Origin of the sequence: Burkholderia sp. ABCPW 11, from assembly GCF_001523445.1 — a bacterium.
GTDB lineage: Bacteria > Pseudomonadota > Gammaproteobacteria > Burkholderiales > Burkholderiaceae > Burkholderia.
This window is the reverse complement of sequence record NZ_LOVM01000032.1, coordinates 228,301-250,413: the sequence shown is the minus strand read 5'-3', so window position 1 is coordinate 250,413 and position 22,113 is coordinate 228,301. Positions and strand designations below refer to the sequence as shown.

The 22,113-nt window shown below is 66.9% G+C and carries 20 protein-coding genes; 11 read left to right on the top strand and 9 right to left on the bottom strand.

The window, feature by feature from the left end:
• Positions 1 to 94: 94 nt before the first annotated feature.
• Together WS61_RS14310 and WS61_RS14305 are read left to right on the top strand one after the other, a co-directional pair.
• Positions 95 to 1,522 carry a mannose-1-phosphate guanylyltransferase/mannose-6-phosphate isomerase gene (locus tag WS61_RS14310; RefSeq protein ID WP_059501052.1) on the top strand — a complete coding sequence of 476 codons (1,428 nt, stop codon included), beginning with the start codon at positions 95 to 97 and terminating at the stop codon, positions 1,520 to 1,522.
• 301 nt (positions 1,523 to 1,823) lie between these two features.
• Complete coding sequence (locus WS61_RS14305) at positions 1,824 to 2,636, top strand: mechanosensitive ion channel family protein (RefSeq protein ID WP_059501051.1); 813 nt, start codon at positions 1,824 to 1,826, stop codon at positions 2,634 to 2,636.
• Between the two features lie 89 nt (positions 2,637 to 2,725).
• Here the strand turns inward: WS61_RS14305 and WS61_RS14300 are convergent, their stop codons facing one another.
• Positions 2,726 to 3,409, bottom strand: a complete 684-nt coding sequence (locus WS61_RS14300; protein WP_059501050.1) for a DedA family protein — start codon at positions 3,407 to 3,409, stop codon at positions 2,726 to 2,728.
• A gap of 183 nt (positions 3,410 to 3,592) precedes the next feature.
• Here WS61_RS14300 and mutL point away from each other — a divergent pair, with 183 nt between their 5' ends.
• Positions 3,593 to 5,578, top strand: coding sequence for a DNA mismatch repair endonuclease MutL (gene mutL / locus WS61_RS14295; protein WP_059501049.1), 1,986 nt, complete (start codon positions 3,593 to 3,595; stop codon positions 5,576 to 5,578).
• The gene (gene miaA / locus WS61_RS14290) at positions 5,575 to 6,549 is read left to right on the top strand and encodes a tRNA (adenosine(37)-N6)-dimethylallyltransferase MiaA (RefSeq protein ID WP_059501048.1); all 975 of its coding nucleotides are present in this window, start codon (positions 5,575 to 5,577) and stop codon (positions 6,547 to 6,549) included. Before mutL ends, miaA begins: the two co-directional genes overlap by 4 nt.
• 5 nt (positions 6,550 to 6,554) lie before the next feature.
• Here miaA and tetR read toward each other — a convergent pair whose 3' ends face one another.
• Entirely contained in the window at positions 6,555 to 7,187 is a 633-nt protein-coding gene (tetR, locus tag WS61_RS14285; protein WP_059501047.1) for a tetracycline resistance transcriptional repressor TetR, read from the bottom strand.
• Positions 7,188 to 7,243: 56 nt separating this feature from the next.
• On the opposite strand from tetR, the gene tet reads away from it, so the two are divergent.
• Entirely contained in the window at positions 7,244 to 8,443 is a 1,200-nt protein-coding gene (tet, locus tag WS61_RS14280) for a Tet(A)/Tet(B)/Tet(C) family tetracycline efflux MFS transporter (protein WP_218921209.1), read from the top strand.
• Between the two features lie 34 nt (positions 8,444 to 8,477).
• On the opposite strand, the gene WS61_RS14275 is transcribed toward tet, so the two are convergent.
• Together WS61_RS14275 and purM are read right to left on the bottom strand one after the other, a co-directional pair.
• A complete protein-coding gene (locus tag WS61_RS14275; protein WP_059501046.1) occupies positions 8,478 to 8,873 on the bottom strand; it encodes an SgcJ/EcaC family oxidoreductase in 396 nt (131 codons plus the stop codon).
• A 110-nt stretch (positions 8,874 to 8,983) separates the two neighbouring features.
• Positions 8,984 to 10,039, bottom strand: a complete 1,056-nt coding sequence (purM, locus tag WS61_RS14270; RefSeq protein WP_059501045.1) for a phosphoribosylformylglycinamidine cyclo-ligase — start codon at positions 10,037 to 10,039, stop codon at positions 8,984 to 8,986.
• Positions 10,040 to 10,289: 250 nt separating this feature from the next.
• Between purM and hda the strand changes: the two genes are divergently transcribed.
• The 6 genes from hda to panB are packed head-to-tail and all read left to right on the top strand — an operon-like array spanning position 10,290 to position 15,386.
• Positions 10,290 to 11,024, top strand: a complete 735-nt coding sequence (hda, locus tag WS61_RS14265) for a DnaA regulatory inactivator Hda (protein WP_034206485.1) — start codon at positions 10,290 to 10,292, stop codon at positions 11,022 to 11,024.
• Positions 11,025 to 11,035: 11 nt separating this feature from the next.
• Positions 11,036 to 11,713 (top strand): HAD family phosphatase, encoded by a 678-nt coding sequence (locus tag WS61_RS14260; protein WP_011656045.1) that lies wholly within the window; start codon positions 11,036 to 11,038, stop codon positions 11,711 to 11,713.
• A 5-nt stretch (positions 11,714 to 11,718) separates the two neighbouring features.
• On the top strand, positions 11,719 to 13,266 hold the full coding sequence (gene pcnB / locus WS61_RS14255; RefSeq protein ID WP_059501044.1) for a polynucleotide adenylyltransferase PcnB: 1,548 nt from the start codon (positions 11,719 to 11,721) through the stop codon (positions 13,264 to 13,266).
• 35 nt (positions 13,267 to 13,301) lie between these two features.
• Positions 13,302 to 13,844, top strand: a complete 543-nt coding sequence (gene folK / locus WS61_RS14250) for a 2-amino-4-hydroxy-6-hydroxymethyldihydropteridine diphosphokinase (RefSeq protein WP_006476832.1) — start codon at positions 13,302 to 13,304, stop codon at positions 13,842 to 13,844.
• Positions 13,841 to 14,527: a deoxynucleoside kinase gene (locus WS61_RS14245; RefSeq protein WP_059501043.1), complete on the top strand. Its 687-nt coding sequence runs from the start codon at positions 13,841 to 13,843 to the stop codon at positions 14,525 to 14,527. The genes folK and WS61_RS14245 overlap by 4 nt, the downstream gene beginning before the upstream one ends.
• Positions 14,528 to 14,570: 43 nt before the next feature.
• Positions 14,571 to 15,386 carry a 3-methyl-2-oxobutanoate hydroxymethyltransferase gene (panB, locus tag WS61_RS14240; protein WP_059501042.1) on the top strand — a complete coding sequence of 272 codons (816 nt, stop codon included), beginning with the start codon at positions 14,571 to 14,573 and terminating at the stop codon, positions 15,384 to 15,386.
• A 142-nt stretch (positions 15,387 to 15,528) separates the two neighbouring features.
• Here panB and WS61_RS14235 read toward each other — a convergent pair whose 3' ends face one another.
• The 5 genes from WS61_RS14235 to grpE form a co-directional block, all read right to left on the bottom strand.
• A complete protein-coding gene (locus WS61_RS14235) occupies positions 15,529 to 17,436 on the bottom strand; it encodes a chorismate-binding protein (protein ID WP_059501041.1) in 1,908 nt (635 codons plus the stop codon).
• A gap of 4 nt (positions 17,437 to 17,440) precedes the next feature.
• Entirely contained in the window at positions 17,441 to 18,577 is a 1,137-nt protein-coding gene (gene dnaJ / locus WS61_RS14230) for a molecular chaperone DnaJ (RefSeq protein ID WP_034206478.1), read from the bottom strand.
• Positions 18,578 to 18,830: 253 nt separating this feature from the next.
• Positions 18,831 to 20,783 (bottom strand): molecular chaperone DnaK, encoded by a 1,953-nt coding sequence (dnaK, locus tag WS61_RS14225; protein WP_059501040.1) that lies wholly within the window; start codon positions 20,781 to 20,783, stop codon positions 18,831 to 18,833.
• 148 nt (positions 20,784 to 20,931) lie between these two features.
• Positions 20,932 to 21,372, bottom strand: coding sequence for a thioredoxin family protein (locus tag WS61_RS14220; protein ID WP_059501039.1), 441 nt, complete (start codon positions 21,370 to 21,372; stop codon positions 20,932 to 20,934).
• Between the two features lie 10 nt (positions 21,373 to 21,382).
• Positions 21,383 to 21,928, bottom strand: a complete 546-nt coding sequence (gene grpE, locus WS61_RS14215) for a nucleotide exchange factor GrpE (protein WP_034206475.1) — start codon at positions 21,926 to 21,928, stop codon at positions 21,383 to 21,385.
• Positions 21,929 to 22,113 lie beyond the last annotated feature (185 nt).

Genomic DNA, 22,113 nt, shown 5'->3' with positions numbered 1-22,113 from the left:
CAGCAGCTAGAGGCGACCAAATTGACGCTTCGTAGCACCATGCTTTGTTAAAATGGCTCGCCTCGACAACTGAGGACCGGCCCAGGTATTCCACATGAGCCTCCATCCGATCATTCTTTGCGGCGGCAACGGCAGCCGGCTCTGGCCAATGTCCCGCAGCAACTACCCGAAGCAATACTTGAAGCTGGCGGGCGAGCAGACCCTTATCCAGCAAACGGTTCAACGGGCGAATGAAATACCGGGGATCGCACCTCCTGTCATTGTCGCGAATCACGAGCATCGATTCATGGTGGCCGAACAACTTCAGCACACCGGAATCAAGCCGCGAGCAATCGTGCTGGAACCGCTCGGCCGCAACACTGCCCCGGCCATTGCTGTTGCGGCACATATTGCGTTACGCGATGATCCGGATGCCTTGCTTCTTGTGCTGCCGTCCGACCATATCGTTCAGAACGTGCCGGCATTCGTCACGGCCGTCGACACGGCAATCGCAGTCGCAAGGCGAGGGCATCTCGTCACATTCGGGATTCCGCCTACCGAACCTCACACGGGCTATGGGTATATCCGCCGCGGCGAAGCGCTTGAGACCGGCCACGATGCTCACACCGTCAGCGCATTCGTCGAAAAACCTGATCGTGAGCGCGCGGCAGAATTCCTCCAAGATGGCCGTTACTACTGGAATAGCGGTATGTTTCTGTTGAACGCATCGGCCTATCTCGACGATATCGTGCAACATGCACCCGATATCAATCGACAGGCATTGCTGGCGCTCGAGCAAGCTCAACAAGACTACGATTTCCTGCGCCTCGCCTACTCGGCATTCGCTGCCTGTCCAAACCTCTCCATCGATTACGCCATCATGGAAAAAACCGAGCGTGCTGCCGTGGTTCCGGCAGCCCAGCTCGGCTGGAGCGATATCGGTTCGTGGAGTGCGCTCGCCGATATCTCTGCGTGCGACGACCAAGGCAACACTATCTCCGGCGACATCTATACAGACACGGTCGCAAACTCATATATTCGTGCGGAACACCGGATGGTCGCTGCAATCGGCGTCCGGGACGTCGTGATTGTCGAAACTGCTGACGCTGTCCTGATCTCGCATCGCGATCATGTCCAGGACGTCAAGAAGTTAGTCGAGAAACTCAACTTATCGGGACGGATCGAATCAGTCACCCATCGTCGTGTCCCTCGACCATGGGGTTCCTACGAAAGCATTGATGCCGGCGACCGCTTTCAGGTCAAACGCATCGTCGTCGCTCCCGGTGCGCAGTTGAGCCTGCAAATGCATCATCATCGGGCCGAGCACTGGATCGTAGTGAAAGGTACAGCACGTGTGACAAATGGGAACGCGGAAATCATTCTCACCGAGAATCAATCCACTTATATTCCTCTCGGCACGCCACACCGCCTGAGCAATCCCGGCAAGATTCCGCTCGAACTGATCGAAGTGCAGTCGGGTTCGTATCTGGGTGAGGACGACATCGTCCGCTTTGAAGACACGTACGGCCGCGCGCCGAAGTAACCGGTCGCCGAGCCCGCATGACCAAGCGCTCCACGTGACACGGGTTCGTCTCCCGCTGCGGCATACTCCAGTATTTCCGGACGTGCTTGCACCGACGCTCCCGTCAGCGTCGTTGTCTGAACGCCATCGTGTCCGTTCCAACGGACAACACCACACATCCGTCAGAACCGCCCTCAGCGCCAATGTCTTTGACATTTCTTGAGCATCTCATCGCACCCGCTCGATTGCCGTCCCGCCACCGCACAGGTATAACTGCGCAGCCAGGCGCACGTCGCGCCCCGTTTATCTACCCGGAGAACGCATGATCGATCTCGCCACCGCCCAGCAATTCCTGATGACCCGCGGCCTCGACTTCGGCCTGAACCTCCTCGCCGCGATCGTCCTATGGTTCGTCGGCCGCTGGGCGATCCGCATCGGTACCCGCCTGCTCGGCAAGGTCGTACGCCGCAGCGGCAAGGTCGACCCGACGCTCACCGACTACCTGACTTCCGTCGTCGGCGTGCTGCTGACGATCCTGCTGATCCTCGCGATCCTGCAGCTCTTCGGCGTGCAGACCACCTCGTTCGCCGCGTTGCTCGCCGGTCTCGGCCTCGCGATCGGCACGGCCTGGGGCGGCCTGCTCGCGCATTTCGCCGCCGGCGTGTTCATGCAGGTGCTGCGCCCGTTCAAGATCGGCGACGTGATTAGCGCGGGCGGCGTCACGGGCACCGTGAAGGAGCTCGGCCTGTTCGGCACGACGATCATCACCGCCGACAACATCGTGACGATCGTCGGCAACAACAAGATCTTCTCGGACAACATCGCGAACTACAGCGCGACGCCGCACCGCCGCGTCGACCTGACCGCGAAGATCGCGAACAGCGTCGACGCGGCCGATGCGATCAATCGCCTGAAGACGCAGATCCAGTTGGTTCCGAACGTGCTGAAAGTGCCGGCACCGGACGTCGGCGTGCTGCAGTTCACGCCGGAAGGTCCGCTGCTGTTCGTTCGCCCGTCGACTCAGCCGGAGAACTACTGGCAGGTGTACTGCGACACCAACCGCGTGATCCTCGAGACGTTCCGCGATGCCGGCTATCCGACGCCCGAAACGCCGATCTCGCATCGCAACACGTAAATGCAAGCAGCGGTCGACCCGCATGGACGAAAAAAAAGCGTGGCACTCGCCACGCTTTTTCATTTCCCCGAAGAGGAACGAACCCGCGTTCAGCGCCCACCCGCCTTCGGCACGTTATCCGACTGCTTCCCGCGCACGAGCTTCCACACCGCGCCGAGCGCGACCGGCACGATCGCCGCGCCAATCCCGACCAGCACGATCACGTTCAGGTACTGGCGAATGAACGGGATGTTGCCGAAGAAATAGCCGAGCAGCACGAGCAGCAGCACCCACACCAGCGCGCCGATCACGTTGAACAACTGGAAGCGCGCGGCGCTCATCGACGACGCGCCCGCGACGAATGGCGCGAACGTGCGCACGACCGGAATGAAGCGGGCGAGCACGATCGTCTTGCCGCCGTGCTTGTCGTAGAACGAGTGGGTCTTCTGCAGCGCGGCGCGATCGAGGAATCGCTCGAGCACCGGAATATGCGTATTGAAGACCTTCGGGCCGATCCAGCGGCCGATCAGGTAGTTCACGGTGTTGCCGGAAATCGCCGCGACGAGCAGCAGCACGATCAGCAGGCCGACGTTCATTTCGCCCGTCGCCGCGAACGCGCCGCCGATGAACAGCAGCGAATCGCCGGGCAGGAACGGGAACACGACGAGCCCCGTCTCGCAGAACACGATCAGAAACAGGACGAGATAGACCCACGCGCCGTACTGCCGGATGAAATCGCCGAGGAAAGCGTCGATATGCAGGACAAGGTTGACGAAATGCAGCAGCGTATCCAAATGCGATTCCTCGAAGGCGATGGGGCCGGAACGGCCGGAACAGGCCAGGGATGGCCGAGGCGCCCGCCAGCCAAGGCGGCGCGTGCAACTGGGTGATGATACCGAAACTACCTTAAGGCTCCGTGAAAAAACGTAACGGCCGGCTGCCCCGGCACGCGTTCGCCGCCTCGCTATAATTCGGCCATGTCCGATATCACCGAAACGGCCGCGGGCGCCGCACCCGCCCCCGCCGCGCGCCCGCTGCGCGCGATCCAGCCCCTGCCCGACCAGTTGATCAGCCAGATCGCCGCCGGCGAGGTCGTCGAACGCCCGGCGTCGGTCGTCAAGGAGTTGCTCGAGAATGCGATGGACGCCGGCGCGACGACGCTGCGTATCGTGCTGGAAGAAGGCGGCGTCAAGCGCATCTCGATCACCGACGACGGCTGCGGGATTCCGCCCGACGAACTGGCGCTCGCGCTGATGCGCCACGCGACCAGCAAGATCCGCTCGCTCGAGGAGCTCGAGGCGGTCGCGACGCTGGGCTTTCGCGGCGAAGCGCTCGCGTCGATCGCGTCGGTGGCCGAGATGTCGATCACGAGCCGGACGGCCGATGCCGCGCATGCGACGAAGATCGATGCGCAGACGGGCGTGCTGTCGCCCGCCGCCGGCTCGATCGGCACGACGATCGAGGTGCGCGAGCTGTACTTCAACACGCCCGCGCGGCGCAAGTTCCTGAAGAGCGAGCAGACGGAATTCGGCCACTGCCTGGAAATGATCCGCCGTGCGGCGCTCGCACGGCCGGACGTCGCGATCTCGGTGCTGCACAACGGCAAGGCCGTCGAGCACTGGAATGCGACCGAGCCCGCGCAGCGCGTCGCGAAGATTCTCGGCGAAAGCTTCGCGACGGCGCACCTGCCGCTCGACGAGCAGGCCGGCCCGCTCGCCGTCTACGGCTGCGCCGGCCTGCCGACCGCGAGCCGCGGGCGCGCCGACCAGCAGTATTTCTTCGTGAACGGCCGCTTCGTGCGCGACAAGCTGCTGACGCACGCGGTGCGGGCAGCCTACGAGGACGTGCTGCACGGCGACCGCTACCCGTCGTACGTGCTGTTCCTCGACCTGCCGCCCGAAGCCGTCGACGTGAATGTGCATCCGTCGAAGATCGAAGTGCGGTTCCGCGATTCTCGCTCGATCCACCAGTATGTGTTCCACGCGGTGCAGCGTGCGCTTGCCCGCCATGCGGGCGCATCGCCGGAAACCACCGCGGGCGGCCATGCCGCGCATATCGAACCCGCGCCGCGCGGGCCGGCATCGTTCGTCGATACGCCGCTCGGCCAAGGCCCGAGCGCCGCGATCGGCGGCAGCGGATTCTCGGCGCCGTCGTCTTCGTCGTCGGCCGGCAACACGTGGATGCGCCAGGCGCGGATGACGCAGGGCACGCTGCCCGTCGCGCAGCCGCTCGCGCTCTACGACGCGTTGTTCGGCCGCAAGGACAGCGGCGCCGGCACGCCGGACGGCACGACGCTCGTCGCCCGCGATGCGGCCGACGCCGCCGACGCCCCGGCCGCGCCGCTGCCGGGCTTCGCCGCGTCGCCGCTCGCGCACGACGAGCAGCCGCTCGGCTTCGCGCTCGGCCAGATCCACGGGATCTACGTGCTCGCGCAGAACGCGTACGGTCTCGTGATCGTCGACATGCATGCGGCGCACGAGCGGATCCTGTACGAGCAGTTCAAGAACGCGCTCGCGGATCGCTCGGTCGCCGTGCAGTCGCTGCTGCTGCCGATCTCGATGACGGCCACGCCGGTCGAGATCGGCACGGTCGAGGAAGAGCGCGACACGCTCGAATCGCTCGGCTTCGATCTCGCGGTGCTGTCGCCGACGACGCTCGCGATCCGCGCGGTGCCGGCGCTGCTGAAGGATGCGGACCTGCAATCGCTCGCGCGCGCGGTGCTCGCCGACCTGCACGCGTTCGGCGGCTCGCGTGTGCTCACCGAGCGCCAGCACGAACTGCTCGGCACGCTCGCGTGCCATCACGCGGTGCGCGCGAACCGGCGCCTGACGCTCGACGAGATGAACGCGCTGCTGCGCCAGATGGAGGCGACCGAGCGCGCGGACCAATGCAATCACGGCCGGCCGACCTGGTATCAGCTCACGCTGAACGATCTCGACCGTCTCTTCATGCGCGGGCAATGAGCGCTTCTTCGCAGTCCAGCCCGACGACGATCGCCTGCCTGCTCGGCCCCACCGCTTCCGGCAAGACGGCCGCGGCGCTGGCGCTCGCCGCGCGCCGCCCGATCGAGATCGTCAGCGTCGATTCGGCGCTCGTCTACCGCGACATGGATATCGGCACCGCGAAACCGTCGCGCGACGAGCGCGCGAGCGTGCCGCATCACCTGATCGACATCATCGACCCGGCCGACGCGTATTCGGCCGCGGAATTCCGCGCGGACACGCTGCACCTGATCGGCGAGATCGTCGCGCGCGGCCGTACGCCGTTGCTCGCGGGCGGCACGATGCTGTACTACAAGGCGCTGACGCAAGGGCTCAACGACCTGCCGGGCGCCGACGCGGAGGTCCGCGCGGCACTCGACGCCGACGCCGCACGCGACGGCTGGCCCGCGCTGCACGCGCGGCTCGCGCAGGTCGATCCCGACACGGCCGCGCGGCTCGCGCCGAACGATTCGCAGCGGATCCAGCGTGCGCTGGAAATCTTCATGCTGAGCGGGCAGCCGATGTCAGCGCTGCTCGCCGCGCCGCGCCGCACGGACGATGCGGCCGCCGCGTACCGCTTCGTGCCGGTCGCGCTCGAGCCGTCGGATCGCGCGGTGCTGCACGCACGGATCGCGCAGCGCTTCGACGCGATGCTCGACGCAGGCTTCATCGACGAAGTCGAACGGCTGCGGCGCCGCGCCGATCTCCATCCCGACCTGCCGTCGATGCGCTGCGTCGGCTACCGGCAGGCGTGGGAATTCCTCGACGGCGTCACCGACTACCGGACGATGCGCGACAAGGGCATCTTCGCGACACGCCAGCTATGCAAGCGCCAGATCACGTGGCTGCGCGCGATGCCGGAGCGGATCGTGGTCGACTGCATCGCGCCGGATTCGACGGCCCGTGCACTCGACGCACTCGAACGCGTCCTCGACGGCCGCTCGCCGGACTGACTCGGTCAGCCCGCCCGCCGCGCCGCCAAGCGCGCGCGGGCGCCATCGACGATCCACGCGATGCCGCGCTCGAACGCTTCGTCGCCGCTGCGCTCGCGCAGCGCGGCCCAGCCTTGCGCGAGCCGCGGGTACTCGGCCGCGTCCGGCAGCGGCGCATCGGCTTCGCCGTCCGGCGCCGCCTGCTCTTCCAGCACCCATCCGACCACGAAGCGACCGATCGCGACCATCACGTCGACCGCTTCGTCCGGCGTGAACCCCGCGTCGCCGAGCAGCGCGACCTTGCGTTCGATCGAGCTGAAATGCAGGGCGCGCGGCCGCGTGCCGGCATGCAGGCGTGCGCCGTCGCGATAGGCCAGCAGCGCTCGGCGAAAACTGCGCGCATTCTCCGCGAGCCATGCATCCCATACATCGCCCGGCTGCGGCAGCGACGCGCCGTGGCGCTCCAGCATGATCGCCTCGGCCATTGCGTCGAGCAGCTCGGCCTTGTTCCTGAAATGCCAGTACAGCGTCGGCGATTGCACGCCGAGCCGCTCGGCAAGCCGTCGCGTCGACAGTCCGTCGATCCCCACCTCATCCAGCAATTCGAGCGCCGCGCGCAATACCGTGTCGCGCGTCAGCCGCGCTCCCGTGTCCTTCATCTCTATCACCGATAGGGAAACTGTGGAATACTCCTCACTCTATCATCGATAGAGTGATCCTCTTGAACCCGTCCCTGATTGCCATCCTGGCCACGGTCCTGCTCGACGCGATCGGCGTCGGGATCGTGATGCCGATTCTCCCCGGGCTGCTGCGCTCGCTCGCCGGCGCGGGCAGCACCGACACCCACTACGGAATCCTGCTCGCGCTGTACGCGTTCGCGCAGTTCCTGTGTGCGCCGCTGCTCGGCGCGCTGAGCGACCGTTTCGGCCGCCGCCCGGTGCTGCTCGCATCGCTCGCGGGCGGCGCGCTCGACTATCTGCTGATGGCGCTCGCGCCGACGCTCGCGTGGCTTTACGTCGGGCGGCTGATCGCGGGCATCACCGGCGCGAACGTCGCGGTCGCGACCGCGTACGTGACCGACGTGACGGCCGAACCGGATCGCGCCCGGCGCTTCGGCCAGCTCGGCGCGATGATGGGCATCGGCTTCATCGCCGGCCCGCTGATCGGCGGGCTGCTCGGCGTGCTGCATCTGCGTGCGCCGTTCGTCGCGGCCGCGTTGCTCAATGCGCTGAACCTCGTGCTCGTGTGGCGCGTGCTGCCGGAATCGCGGCCGCGGTCGGCCCGGGAAGGCCGGACGGTCGGCGCGCTGAACCCGTTCGCGAGCCTGCGCCGGCTGAGCGGCGCGCCCGCGCTCGCGCCGCTGGTCGGCATTTACGTGATCGTGGCGCTCGTGTCGCAGGCGCCCGCGACGCTGTGGATCTTGTACGGCCAGGAACATTTCGGCTGGTCGACGCCGGTCGCCGGGCTGTCGCTCGCCGGTTACGGCGCATGCCACGCGCTCGCGCAAGCGTTCGCGATCGGGCCGTTGATCGCGCGGCTCGGCGAGCGGCGCGCGCTCGCACTGGGCCTGGCAGGCGACGCGCTCGGGCTGGAGATCATCGCATGCGCCACCGCCGCCTGGGTGCCGTTTGCGCTGCTGCCGCTGTTCGCGGCCGGCGGCATGACGCTGCCCGCGTTGCAGGCGATGCTCGCCCGGCAGGTCGACGATGCGCGCCAGGGCGAACTGCAGGGCATGCTGGCGAGCGTGGCGAGCCTGATCGGCGTCGCGGGGCCGCTGGTCGTCACCGCGACCTACGCGGCGACGCGCGCAACCTGGCCGGGGCTCGTGTGGGCTGCGGCCGCGCTGCTGTACCTGCTCGTGCCGCCGTTGCTGGCCGGCGCGCGCCCAGCGAATGCGCCGCGGGCATCCGCGTAAGCGTAAGCGTAAGCGCGAGCGTGCGCCGTCGCGCTCAGCTCGCGAGCGTGACGAGATTCGCGTCGCGCACGAGCTGCCAGCGGCCGTCGGCCTTGCGGAAGATCGTCAGTGTGTGGCCCGACCGGCGGATCGTCTCGCCGCCCGGCGGCGTCGCGTCGATCTCGATGAAATTGCGCATGTATGCCCAGTCGCCGATCACACGCAGCTCGTCGATCCGGTAGCGGCCGTCGATCTTCGGCGCGTTTTCCGCGCCGGCGTTCGCGTCGCGCGACGCGGCCGCGAACGCCGCCTTGTCGAACGGCGGCTTGCCGGCCACCATGAAGATCGCGTCGTCGGCGATCAGGTCGAGCACGGTCGCCAGATCGCCGCGCCGGCTCGACACGAACCAGGTTTCCACGAGCTCGCGGATCGCGCGTTCGTCTTCGGTCATCGTCGCCCCTCCTTCATCGGCGCGCGTCCGTACGCACGCGGCGCCCGAAAAAAAACCGCCCGGAGCGATTCCGGGCGGCTTTCCGTACTGCATTCTGCTGCTGCCGTGCGTCAGACCACGACCGTCTGCGCCTCGCCTTCGCGGGTCGCACGCACGGTGCCGATCTTCCACACCTGTTCGCCGGCGGCGGTCAGGTCGGCGATCGCTGCGTCGGCGTCGGCCGCCGAGACGATCACGGCCATGCCGATCCCGCAGTTGAACACGCGGTGCATTTCCGCGTCGGCGACGCCGCCGTGCTCCTGCAGCCACTTGAACAGCGGCGGCAGCGGCCATGCCTGCTGGTCGAGCTCGGCGGTGAGGCCTTCGCGCAGCACGCGCGGGATGTTCTCGACGAGGCCGCCGCCCGTGATGTGCGCCATGCCCTTCACCGTCAGCTTCTGCATCAGCGCGAGCAGCGGCTTCACGTAGATGCGCGTCGGGGCCATCAGCGCGTCGGCCAGCGAGCGGCCGTGGAAATCCGCCGACAGATCGGGGTTCGCGCGCTCGATGATCTTGCGCACGAGCGAGAAGCCGTTCGAGTGGATGCCGCTCGATGCGAGGCCGAGCACCACGTCGCCTTCGGCGATCGTGCTGCCGTCGATGATCTTGCTCTTCTCGACCGCGCCGACCGCGAAGCCGGCCAGGTCGTATTCGCCGTCCGGGTACATGCCCGGCATTTCGGCGGTTTCGCCGCCGATCAGCGCGCAGCCCGAGAGTTCGCAGCCCTGCGCGATGCCCTTGACGACGGTCGCGGCCGTGTCGACGTCGAGCTTGCCGCACGCGAAGTAGTCGAGGAAGAACAGCGGCTCGGCGCCCTGCACGAGGATGTCGTTCACGCTCATCGCGACGAGATCCTGGCCGACGGTGTCGTGTTTGTTCAGATGAAAGGCCAGCTTGAGCTTAGTTCCCACGCCGTCGGTGCCCGAGACGAGCACGGGCTCCTTGTACTTCTTCGGCACTTCGAACAGCGCGCCGAACCCGCCGATGCCGCCGAGCACGCCGTCGCGCAAGGTTTTCTTCGCAAAAGGCTTGATCTTGTCGATGAGCGCGTCGCCTGCGTCGATGTCGACGCCTGCGTCGCGGTAGGACAGACCCTGAGCGTCGGGAGCGGATTTCGGAGGATTCATGGGGGAATGCGAGAAGGTCGGTAAAATGCGATTTTACCCGAAGCCGGCCCGTTGGCCGGAATTCCCAGCACCGAATCGTCAGGGATCGCATCTTGGTCAACACGTCCCCGTTTTCATCGCCGGGCGAAGCGCGCCGAAAGCCGCGCCGCGCCGTGCGTACGGTCGCGCGTGAAGCCAGCCGGGACGCCTTCCCTCGCGCGTGCCCGGCGTACGGCACGCGTTTTTTCAACCGCCCCGCATTGTGACTGCTGTGTCCCGTCAACTGACGCTCGATCTCGGCACGCCGCCGCCCGCCACGTTCGACAACTTCATCATGAGCGACGAGAACGACGAGCTCGTCACGCGCCTGCAGAAGCTCGATCTCGCGCTCGCGGCCGGCCCCGTGCCGGATCGGTCGTTCTATATCTGGGGCGAACCGGGCAGCGGCCGCACCCACCTGCTGCAGGCGCTCGTGAGCGACGCGTCGTACGGCTACGCGCGCTACCTGACGCCGCAGAGCCCGCTCGGCGCGTTCACGTTCGATCCGCGCATCGGCATCTACGCGATCGACGACTGCGACCGGATGAGCGACACGCAGCAGGTCGCGCTGTTCAACCTGTTCAACGAAGTGCGCGCGCACCCGTCGAGCGCGTTCGTCGCGGCGGGCCCGGCGGCGCCGCTCGCGCTCGACGTGCGCGAGGATCTGCGCACGCGGCTCGGCTGGGGGCTCGTGTTCCACCTGTCGCCGCCGTCCGACGCCGGCAAGATCGCCGTGCTCAAGCTCGCGGCGAAGGAGCGCGGAATCGCGCTCACCGACGACATCGCCGCGTACCTGCTGACCCATTTCCGCCGCGACATGCCGAGCCTGATGGCATTGCTCGACGCGCTCGACCGCTTCTCGCTCGAGCAGAAACGCGCGGTCACGCTGCCGCTGCTGCGCCGGATGCTCGCACGTCCCGGCGACGACATCGCACCACCGGGCACGGGCCCGAACCGCTTCGAGTAAAATGCGCTTCCATGACTAATCTGGCACTCTTTGACCTCGATCACACGCTGATCCCGACCGATAGCGACCACGAATGGGGTCGCTTCATGGTGAAGCTCGGCATCGTCGACGCGGAAAGCTTCTCGCGTCAGAACGATCAGTTCTTCGCCGACTACAAGGCCGGCAAGCTCGACATCCACGCGTACCTGTGCGCGATGCTCACGCCGCTCGCGAAGTATTCGCGCGCGCAGCTGGCCGAATGGCACGAGCAGTACATGCACGAGGTGATCCGCCCCGCGATGACGCCCGCTGCGCTCGAACTCGTGCGCAAGCACGTCGACGCCGGCGACCTGTGCTGCGTCGTGACGGCCACCAACGAATTCATCACGCGCCCGATCGCGACCGCGTTCGGCGTCGACACGCTGATCGCGTGCGAGGTCGAAACGACCGACGGGCATCCCGATTCGCCGTACACGGGCCGGCCGACCGGTACGCCGAGCTATCGCGAAGGCAAGATCGTGCGCACCGAAGCGTGGCTCGCGTCGCTCGGCAAGCACTGGGACGACTTCGAACACAGCTATTTCTACAGCGACTCGCACAACGACATTCCGTTGCTCGAGAAAGTCACCGACCCGATCGCGACCAACCCCGACGACACGCTGCGTGCGCACGCAAGCAACCGCGGCTGGCGCATCCTGGATCTCTTCTGAACGTCGTGATCAAAAAATTCATTCGCAAGCTGCTCGGGCAGGACGAAACCGAGCAAACGCCCCCCGCCGCGGCCCCGGCCGACGTAGCGGCCCCTGCTGCCCCGCGCGCGCCGAAGGGCGCCCGCGGCGGCGCGAAGCAATCGCGCAGCAACCATGAGCCGACCGTCGTGCCGGCCAGCGTGCACGGCATCAACCCGGCGCTGATCTCGAGGAACGCGGTGCGCGTGACCGACACGCTGCAGCAGGCGGGCTTTCGCGCGTTCATCGTCGGCGGCGCGGTGCGCGACCTGCTGCTCGGCATCGCGCCGAAGGACTTCGACGTCGCGACCGACGCGACGCCGACCGAGGTGCAGCGCCTGTTCCGCCGCGCGCGCCTGATCGGCCGCCGCTTCCAGATCGTCCACGTGCAGTTCGGCCAGGAACTGATCGAGGTATCGACGTTCCGTGCGCTGGTCGACGCGCCGCCCGAGGCGGCCGCGGCCGAGCCGCCGAAGCGCCTGAAGCGCGACGAACTCGATCGCCGCACGCACGCGGTCGATGCGAGCGGCCGCGTGCTGCGCGACAACGTGTGGGGCGAGCAGCACGAGGACGCCGCGCGCCGCGACTTCACGATCAACGCGATGTACTACGACCCGTCGACGCAGACGGTGCTCGACTATCACGACGGGATGGCCGACGTACGCGCCCGCCTGTTGCGGATGATCGGCGATCCCGCCACCCGCTTCCGCGAGGATCCGGTGCGGATGCTGCGCGTTGTGCGCTTCGCGGCGAAGCTCGGTTTCGAGATCGAGCCGCATACGCGCGAGCCGATCCACGCGCTCGCCGACCTGATCAACAACGTGCCGGCCGCGCGCCTGTTCGACGAAATGCTGAAGCTGCTGCTGTCGGGGCACGCGCTCGCGTGCCTGCAGCGGCTGCGCAAGGAAGGCCTGCATCACGGGCTGCTACCGCTGCTCGACGTCGTGCTCGAACAGCCGCAGGGCGAGAAGTTCATCACGCTCGCGCTGAACAACACCGACGCGCGGGTGCGCGCCGGCAAGCCGGTGTCGCCGGGTTTCCTGTTCGCGACGCTGCTGTGGCACGACATGCGCCAGCGCTTCGAGCAGTACACGGCCGCGGGCGAAATCCCGGTGCCGGCGCTCCATCGCGCGATGGACGACGTGCTCGACATGCAGACCGAGAAACTCGCGATCCACAAGCGTTACTCGGCCGACATGCGCGAGATCTGGGGCCTGCAGTTGCGCCTCGAGAAGCGCTCGGGCCGCAGCGCGATGCGGCTGCTGGAACACCAAAGGTTTAGAGCGGGGTATGATTTCCTCCTGTTACGCTGCGAATCCGGCGAGCTCGATGCGGAAGTCGGACAGTGGTGGACGGATTTCATCGAAGGCGACGCGGCCGCTCGCGAGGCATTGCTCACGCAGGGCGGCTCGAAGGAAAAATCGCCCCGCAAGCGGCGCCGCCGCGGCGGTGCGCGAAACCGCAACCCGGGTGAAGGCGCCGCCGCGCAGGCGCCGGATACCGCGGGCGGTACCGCGAGCGGTTCCGACGACTGACGCATGCGCCGGCGAACGACGTAGGAAGTGATGCCATGACGGTTGCATATATCGGATTGGGGGCGAATCTCGGCGATGCGCGCCAGACCCTGAAGGACGCGGTGGTGTGCCTCGCGCAGCAGCGCACCATCTCGATCCTCGGCAAGTCGAGCCTGTATCGCACGGCGCCGTTCGAAGCCGGCGGCGACGACTACTACAACTGCGTCGTCAAGCTCGACACGACGCTGTCGGCCCGCGAGCTGCTCGCGCTCTGCCAGAAGATCGAACATCACTTCGGCCGCGAGCGCCCGTATCGCAATGCGCCGCGCACGCTCGACCTCGACATCCTGCTGTTCGGCGCCGATTCGATCGACGAACCCGACCTGATCGTCCCGCACCCGCGCCTCACCGACCGCGCATTCGCGCTCGTGCCGCTCGTCGAAATCGAGCCGGCGCTCGACATCCCCGCGCGCGGCCGTGCCGACGCCTTTCTCGCCGCGGTCGCGGATCAGCGCGTCGAAAAGGTGCAAACCTGCCAGTGCCTGATGCAAAAGGCGCTCGCTGCCGGCGAAGACGCCGACAAGACCCGCTGCCGATGAACTCGACTCCGCTGACCGTCACCGCGCCCGACCTGCGCGCCCCGCACCGCTATCTCGTGATCGAAGGTCCGATCGGCGTCGGCAAGACGACGCTCGCGCGCCTGCTCGCCGAGCGCTGGTCGATGCAGACGCTGCTCGAACGCCCGCAGGACAACCCGTTCCTCGAACGCTTCTATCGCGACACCGCACGCTACGCGCTGCCCGTCCAGCTGTCGTTCGCGCTGCAGCGCGCGCAGCAGGCGCGCGAGCTGATCGGCGCGCTCGACACGGGCCGGCCCGTGATCGCCGATTTCATGCCGCAGAAGAACGACATCTTCGCGCGGCTGAACCTGCCGGAAGACGAGTGGCAGCTGTATCGCTCGGTCGCCGCACACGTCGACGTGCCGCAGGCGCCGTCGCCCGATCTCGTCGTCTATCTGCAGGCCAGCCCCGAAGTGCTGTTCTCGCGCATCCAGAAGCGCGGGACGCCGATGGAGCTGCAGATCAGCGACGCGTACCTGCGCTCGCTCGTCGATGCGTACAACGAATTCTTCTACCACTACGACCGCACGCCGGTGCTGACGGTCGCAGCCGAACACCTGAACCCGCTGGATTCCCCCGAGGATCTCGCCCTGCTGGTCGAGCGCATCGAGACGATGCGCGGCCGCAAGGAATTCTTCGTCAAGGGCGAGACGGCGCGTTGACGCGTCCCGCCCGTCGTTCCTTCCCCATCGACCCGGATTTCCCATGACCTATCTCCAGGAATCGAGCCGGCCTGCCGTGACGGTACCCAAGCTGCAGGCAATGCGCGACGCCGGCGAGAAGATCGCGATGCTCACGTGCTACGACGCGAGCTTTTCGGCGCTGCTCGATCGCGCCGGCACCGACGTGCTGCTGATCGGCGATTCGCTCGGCAACGTACTGCAGGGCCATACGACCACGCTGCCCGTGTCGCTCGACGACATCGCTTATCACACTGCCTGTGTCGCACGTGCGCAGCCGCGTGCGCTCGTCGTCGCCGATCTGCCGTTCGGCACGTACGGGACGCCGGCCGACGCGTTCGCGAATTCCGTCAAGCTGATGCGCGCGGGCGCGCAGATGGTCAAGCTCGAGGGCGGCGAATGGCTCGCCGATACGATCCGCTTCCTCGTCGAACGGTCGGTACCCGTGTGCGCGCACCTCGGCCTCACGCCGCAGTCGGTGCATGCGTTCGGCGGCTTCAAGGTCCAGGGCAAGACCGAAGCCGGCGCCGCGCAACTGCTGCGCGATGCGCGCGCGGTCGAGGAAGCCGGTGCGCAACTCGTCGTGCTCGAAGCCGTGCCGACGCTCGTCGCATCCGAAGTCACGCACATGCTGAAGATTCCGACGATCGGCATCGGCGCGGGCGTCGACTGCTCGGGGCAGGTGCTCGTGCTGCACGACATGCTCGGCGTGTTCCCCGGCAAGCGGCCACGTTTCGTGAAGGACTTCATGCAGGGACAGCCGAGCATTCAGGCGGCCGTCGAAGCCTACGTGAGCGCGGTGAAGGACCAGTCGTTCCCGGGCCCGGAACACTCGTTCTGACGCGTACCCGGCGGCTCGTTCGCCGGTGCCCTGCCGATAAAAAAGCGCGGCGCCCGTAAAGGGCGCCGCGCTTTTTTTCCGGAAGCCGCGTGGCCGATGCTCGGCGGCCGCAGCCCGGGCAGGCTCCCGAGCCGTCACCCCGTCACTTCAGCACCGCGTCGAGCGCCCCGCGCAGTGCGTTGGTCAACAGCAACGCCTGCGCGCGCGCCAGATCGTCGCGCATGACGACCCGCTCCACGGCGCCGAACGCGCGATCGTCGAGCAGCACGCCGCGCATCACGCCCGGCAGCACGCCGCTCGTCAACGGCGGCGTCACCCACTGGCCGTCGAGCTTCACGAACAGGTTCGAGCGCCCGCCTTCCGTCACCTCGCCGCGCTCGTTGACGAACAGCATGTCGAACCCGCCGAGCGCCTCCGCCGCCTGCCACGCGCGGTCGTATTCGGCACGGCGCGTGGTCTTGTGCAGCAGCAGCGCATCGCTCGCGAGGGTCGGCGCGAAGCCGTGCGCGCAGGCCAGCAGCACGCCGACCGGCCCCGCCGGCAGCGGCTTGAGCGGCGCCGCGACGATCTCGATCGTGCCGTCCTTCGCCAACGCGAGCTTCATCCGGTACGCGCCGTCGCCGTCGAGCGCCGCGCAGCGCGCATCGATCTCGCGACGCAACGCGTCGGCATCGAAACGGAAGCCGAACGCATCCGCGCTGCGTTGCAGCCGCGCGAGATGGCGATCGAGATGGCGGATTCCGTCCGCCCGCGTCGCGACCGTCGTTTCGAACAGCTGGAAGCCGGGGTCGGCGTCCGTCAGGAATCGCGCTTTCAATTCGCACTCCGCGTATTCATCGGCCGCGACGCTGTCGAGCACGATGCCCGCGCCGACGCCCATCGTGCCGCGCCGCCGGCCGGCGGCGGCCGTTGCCGCGTCGCGCGTGGCGCTCGTCGCGGCGGGATCGGCTGCGACCGCATCGAGCGTCAGCGTCCGGATCGCGACCGACAGGCAGAAATCGCCGCACCCGGCCGCAGCGCCTGCCGACGCGGCCTCGTCCTTCGGCGCGTCGAGCCAGCCGATCGCACCGGTATACAGCCCGCGCGGCGTCGACTCGATCGCATCGATCAATTGCATCGTCTTGTACTTCGGCGCGCCCGTGATCGACCCGCAAGGAAACAGCGCGCGCAGCATCTGCGCGAACGTCGTGCCGTCGCGCCAGCCGGCCTCGACCGTCGACGTCATCTGCCACACCGATGCATACGGCTCGACGGAGAACAACGCCGGCACCTTGACGCTGCCCGTGCGCGCAATCCGCGACACGTCGTTGCGCAGCAGGTCGACGATCATCACGTTTTCCGCGCGGTTCTTCGGGTCATTCGCGAGGAACGCGGCCGCCGCCGCGTCTTCACGTGGGTCGGCCGAGCGCGGCGCGGTGCCCTTCATCGGCCGCGCGCGCAGCACGTCGCCCTGCTTCTCGACGAACAGCTCCGGCGAGCACGAGACGACCCACGCGCCGTCGGGCAGCGCGATCAGCGCGCCGTAACGCACCGGCTGCCGCGCGCGCAGCCGCCGGTACAGCGCGAGCGGCGTGCCGAACACGTCGAAATTCAGCCGGTACGTGTAGTTGACCTGATACGAATCGCCCGCGCGCAGCGCGTCGTGCACCGTGGCGATCGCCGCGTCGAACGCATCGCGCGACACGCTCTTCGCGACATGCGCGACGCCCGCGATCGACGGCGCGGCGCCGCCGTCCTGCTGCGCGAGCCACGCGTCGACGTCGTCGCGCGACAGCCGCTCGCAGCGCGCATACAGCAAAAAGCGCAGCGGGGCATGGCCCGGCTGCGCCCGTTGCAGGTTGCGTCCGAATTCGTAATCGCCGACGACGACCGCATGCAGCCCGTCGCGCAGATCCTGCGCGAGCGCCGCGTCGATGGCGTCGAGCTGCGCCGGGTCCGTGCACACGCGTTCGCGCACGAAGCCCGAATACAAACGACTCGACCGCGCGGACGCGGTCGAGTCGCAATCGTCCAAGAGCGCGAACGACGCGCTCTCGTTGCCTTCAGTCATGCCGTTACTCGAAGAAGCTCTTCACCCGGTCGAACCAGCTCTTGCTCTGCGGGCTGTGACGCGCGCCGCCCTCGGCCAGCGATTTCTCGAACTGCTTGAGCAGGTCGCGCTGGTGATCGGTCAGCTTCACCGGTGTCTCGACCTGCACGTGCACGTACAGATCGCCCGCAATGCTCGAACGCAGCCCCTTGATGCCCTTGCCGCGCAGGCGGAACGTCTTGCCCGACTGCGTGCCTTCCGGCACCGGGAACGACGCCCGGCCGGCCAGCGTCGGCACCTCGATCTCGCCGCCGAGTGCGGCGGTCGTGAACGGAATCGGCATCTGGCAGTGGAGATCGTCGCCGTCGCGCTCGAACACCGCGTGCGGCTTGATGTGGATCTCGACGTACAGGTCGCCCGGCGGCCCGCCGTTGATGCCCGGCTCGCCGTTGCCGGCCGAGCGAATCCGCATCCCGTCGTCGATCCCGGCCGGGATCTTCACTTCGAGCGTCTTGGTTTCCTTCACCTTGCCCGACCCGTGGCAATGCGCGCACGGTTCCGGGATATAGGTGCCCGTGCCATGGCACTTCGGGCAGGTCTGCTGGATGCTGAAGAAGCCCTGCGACATGCGCACCGTGCCCTGGCCGTGACAGGTCGGGCAGGTTTCCGGCTTCGTGCCGGGCTTCGCCCCCGACCCGTGACAGACTTCGCACGACACCCAGCTCGGCACGCGGATCTGCGTGTCGTAGCCGTGCGCGGCCTGCTCGAGCGTGATTTCCATGCTGTAGCGCAGGTCGGCGCCGCGATACACCTGCGGGCCGCCGCGGCCGCCGCGCGCGGCACCGCCCGCGGCCTGGCCGAAGATGTCGCCGAAGATGTCGCCGAATGCATCGGCGAAACCGCCGAAGCCCTGCGCGCCCGCACCGCCCATGTTCGGATCGACGCCCGCGTGGCCGTACTGGTCGTACGCGGCCCGCTTCTGGCCATCCGACAGCATTTCATAGGCTTCCTTCGCCTCCTTGAAATGCTCTTCCGCATCCTTGCTGTCCGGATTGCGGTCAGGGTGATACTTCATCGCAAGCTTGCGATATGCCTTCTTGATTTCGTCGTCGCTCGCGTTCTTCGCGACGCCCAGAACCTCGTAGTAATCCCGTTTCGCCATATCGATTCACTGTGCCGCCACGCTTCGCGCACGCGGCGGCTCCTTTCGCCCGCAGTAAAGTCTCTCGACTCGTCTGGCGCTGCACCGTCCGCGGACGGCTCACGCAGCACCCGCCAAAAAACAAATGTGCCCGGAGGGCCGCAAGGCCCGCCAGGCGTGGAGTCGATCCGGCCATCCGGAAGGAAAGACAGACCGCTTGTCAGCCGCGCCGCGCGCGTTTCGCGCGCGGCGTACGGTGCCATGGCAACCCGGCTCAGTCCTTCTTCACTTCCTTGAACTCGGCGTCGACGACGTCGTCGGCAGCCTGTTGCGCACCACCCGCATGGGCCGCGCCTTCCGCCGCACCGGCCGCGCCGGCCGCACCCGCCTGCTGGGCCTGCATGTCGGCGTACATCTTCTCGCCGAGCTTCTGCGACACCTTGCCGAGTTCCTCGACCTTCGCGTCGATCGCAGCCTTGTCGGCCGACGTGTCCTTCAGCACGTCCTCGAGCGACTTCAGCGCCGCTTCGATCGCTTCCTTCTCGCCCGCGTCCAGCTTGTCGCCGTACTCGGTCAGCGCCTTCTTCGTGCTGTGGACCAGCGCGTCGCCCTGGTTGCGCGAATCGGCCAGCTCGCGCAGTTTGTGGTCTTCCGCTGCGTTCGCTTCCGCGTCCTTGATCATCTGGTCGATTTCAGCCTCGGACAGGCCCGAGTTCGCCTTGATCGTGATCTTGTTTTCCTTGCCGGTCGCCTTGTCCTTCGCGCCGACGTGCAGGATGCCGTTCGCGTCGATGTCGAAGGTCACTTCGATCTGCGGCACGCCGCGCGGTGCCGGCGGGATGCCTTCGAGGTTGAACTCGCCGAGCAGCTTGTTGCCCGCCGCCATTTCGCGTTCGCCCTGGAACACCTTGATCGTCACGGCGCTCTGGTTGTCGTCGGCCGTCGAGTACACCTGAGCGTGCTTCGTCGGGATCGTCGTGTTCTTGCTGATCATCTTCGTCATCACGCCGCCGAGCGTCTCGATACCGAGCGACAGCGGGGTCACGTCGAGCAGCAGCACGTCCTTGCGGTCGCCCGACAGGACCTGGCCCTGGATCGCCGCGCCAACCGCGACGGCTTCGTCCGGGTTCACGTCGCGGCGCGGATCCTTGCCGAAGAATTCCTTCACCTTCTCCATGACCTTCGGCATGCGCGTCTGCCCGCCGACCAGGATCACGTCGTCGATGTCCGACACCTTGACGCCTGCGTCCTTGATCGCGATGCGGCACGGTTCGATCGTGCGCTCGACGAGGTCTTCCACCAGCGCTTCCAGCTTCGCGCGGGTGATCTTCAGGTTCAAGTGCTTCGGGCCCGACGCGTCCGCCGTGATGTACGGCAGATTGATTTCGGTCTGCTGGCTCGACGACAGCTCGATCTTCGCCTTTTCGGCGGCTTCCTTCAGGCGCTGCAGCGCGAGCACGTCCTTCGACAGGTCGACGCCCTGCTCCTTCTTGAACTCGCCGATGATGTAATCGATGATGCGCTGGTCGAAGTCTTCGCCGCCGAGGAACGTGTCGCCGTTGGTCGACAGCACTTCGAACTGCATTTCACCGTCGACGTCCGCGATCTCGATGATCGACACGTCGAACGTGCCGCCGCCGAGGTCGTACACGGCGATCTTGCGGTCGCCCTTCTCGGCCTTGTCGAGGCCGAACGCGAGCGCGGCTGCCGTCGGCTCGTTGATGATCCGCTTGACTTCGAGGCCCGCGATGCGGCCGGCGTCCTTGGTCGCCTGGCGCTGGCTGTCGTTGAAGTACGCCGGCACCGTGATCACGGCTTCCGTGACCGGCTCGCCGAGGTAGTCTTCCGCCGTCTTCTTCATCTTGCGCAGCACTTCGGCCGACACCTGCGGCGGCGCGAGCTTTTCGCCGTGCGCTTCGACCCATGCATCGCCGTTGTCGGCCTTGATGATCGAGTACGGCATCAGGCCGATGTCCTTCTGGACTTCCTTCTCTTCGAAGCGGCGGCCGATCAGGCGCTTCACCGCGAACAGCGTGTTCTTCGGGTTGGTCACCGACTGGCGCTTGGCCGGCGCGCCGACGAGGACTTCGTTGTCGTCCATGTAGGCGATGATCGACGGCGTGGTGCGCGCGCCTTCCGAGTTCTCGATGACCTTGACCTGGTTGCCTTCCATGATGGCGACGCACGAGTTCGTGGTGCCGAGGTCAATACCGATGATCTTTCCCATTTTTTCCTAATCTCCAGAAATGCTTGTTTGCTGCACGAAACACCGCGTTTTTGGGCGGTTTCGCACGCCAGAATTCAACTCTGTTCCCGAAATGCGTCCGTCCGATCCGTTTTCAAGACCCGACGAGCGATGCGGATATTAAATTTTTTCAATCGCCGCCGGCTAGCGGATCGTGCCGGCCACCGGTGCTTTCGCCGGACGGCGCACCCGCCGCGGCCATCTTCGCGCGTGCCGCCGCGACGGCTGCCTGGAACTGCGCGAGGCCATGCCAGCCGGTCGCGCGGCCCAGCCGCTTGCCTCGGTGGAAGAAGAACCACGTCGGCACGCCGTGCAGCCCGAAGCGGCGCCCCAGCTGATGGTGCTCGTACACGTTGCAATGGAACCACTTCAGCTCCAGCGCGCGGATGGCGCCGGGCTGCGCGAGCATCGCCTTCTTCGCGATCTCGCAGTTGAAGCAGTCGACGCCCCAGAAGAACACCACGGCCAGCGCATCGCCCGCACCGTCGATGGCCGCGTCGAACGTGCCGGCGTCGAGCGCCTGCATGTCGAACGCGTCGAACGCGGCCGGATCGACGCCGGCGGGCACCATGTCGGCCGCCTTACTTCGGCTGGGCGACGGTGACGAGCGCCGGACGCAGCACGCGATCGGCGATCATGTAGCCCTTTTGCAGCACCGTGACGACGGTGTTCGGCTCCTGCTCGGCCGGCACCATCGAAATGGCCTGGTGCTGGTGCGGATCGAACTTCTCGCCGACCGGGTTGATCGCGACGACGCGGCCCTTCTCGAGTGCGCTCGTCAACTGGCGCAGCGTCAGCTCGACGCCTTCGCGCACCTTCGCGATATCGCCGGAGGTATCGCTGACGGCCGCTTCCAGGCTGTCCAGCACGGGCAGCAGGTGTTCCGCGAAGCTCTCGATCGCGAACTTGTGCGCCTTCGACACGTCGTCCTGCGCGCGGCGGCGCACGTTCTCGGTCTCGGCCTTCGCCCGCAGGAAGCTTTCCTGAAGCTCGGCGACCTTGGCTTGAGCCTCCGCGAGCGCCGCGTCGGCGGCTTCGGCGGCGGGCGCGGCGCCTTGCGCCGCCTGCTTTTCGCTACCGATGTCTTCGGCCGATTGGGTAGCCGGGTTCTCTTGCGTGTTTTCCATGTCGCTGAAAGTCGATTAGAGGTTGAAGCCAAATCGGCAACCGTCGGACGTATACCCGGCGGCACCGCACATTGATGGTGCAAATAAGGGCGAAAACTGCGATTTCAAGAGGGTCATTCGCCGGCATTCGCCAATGCCGTGAAACAACCGCGCGTTTCTTGGTGCAGGCGTCGCATAGTTCGCCG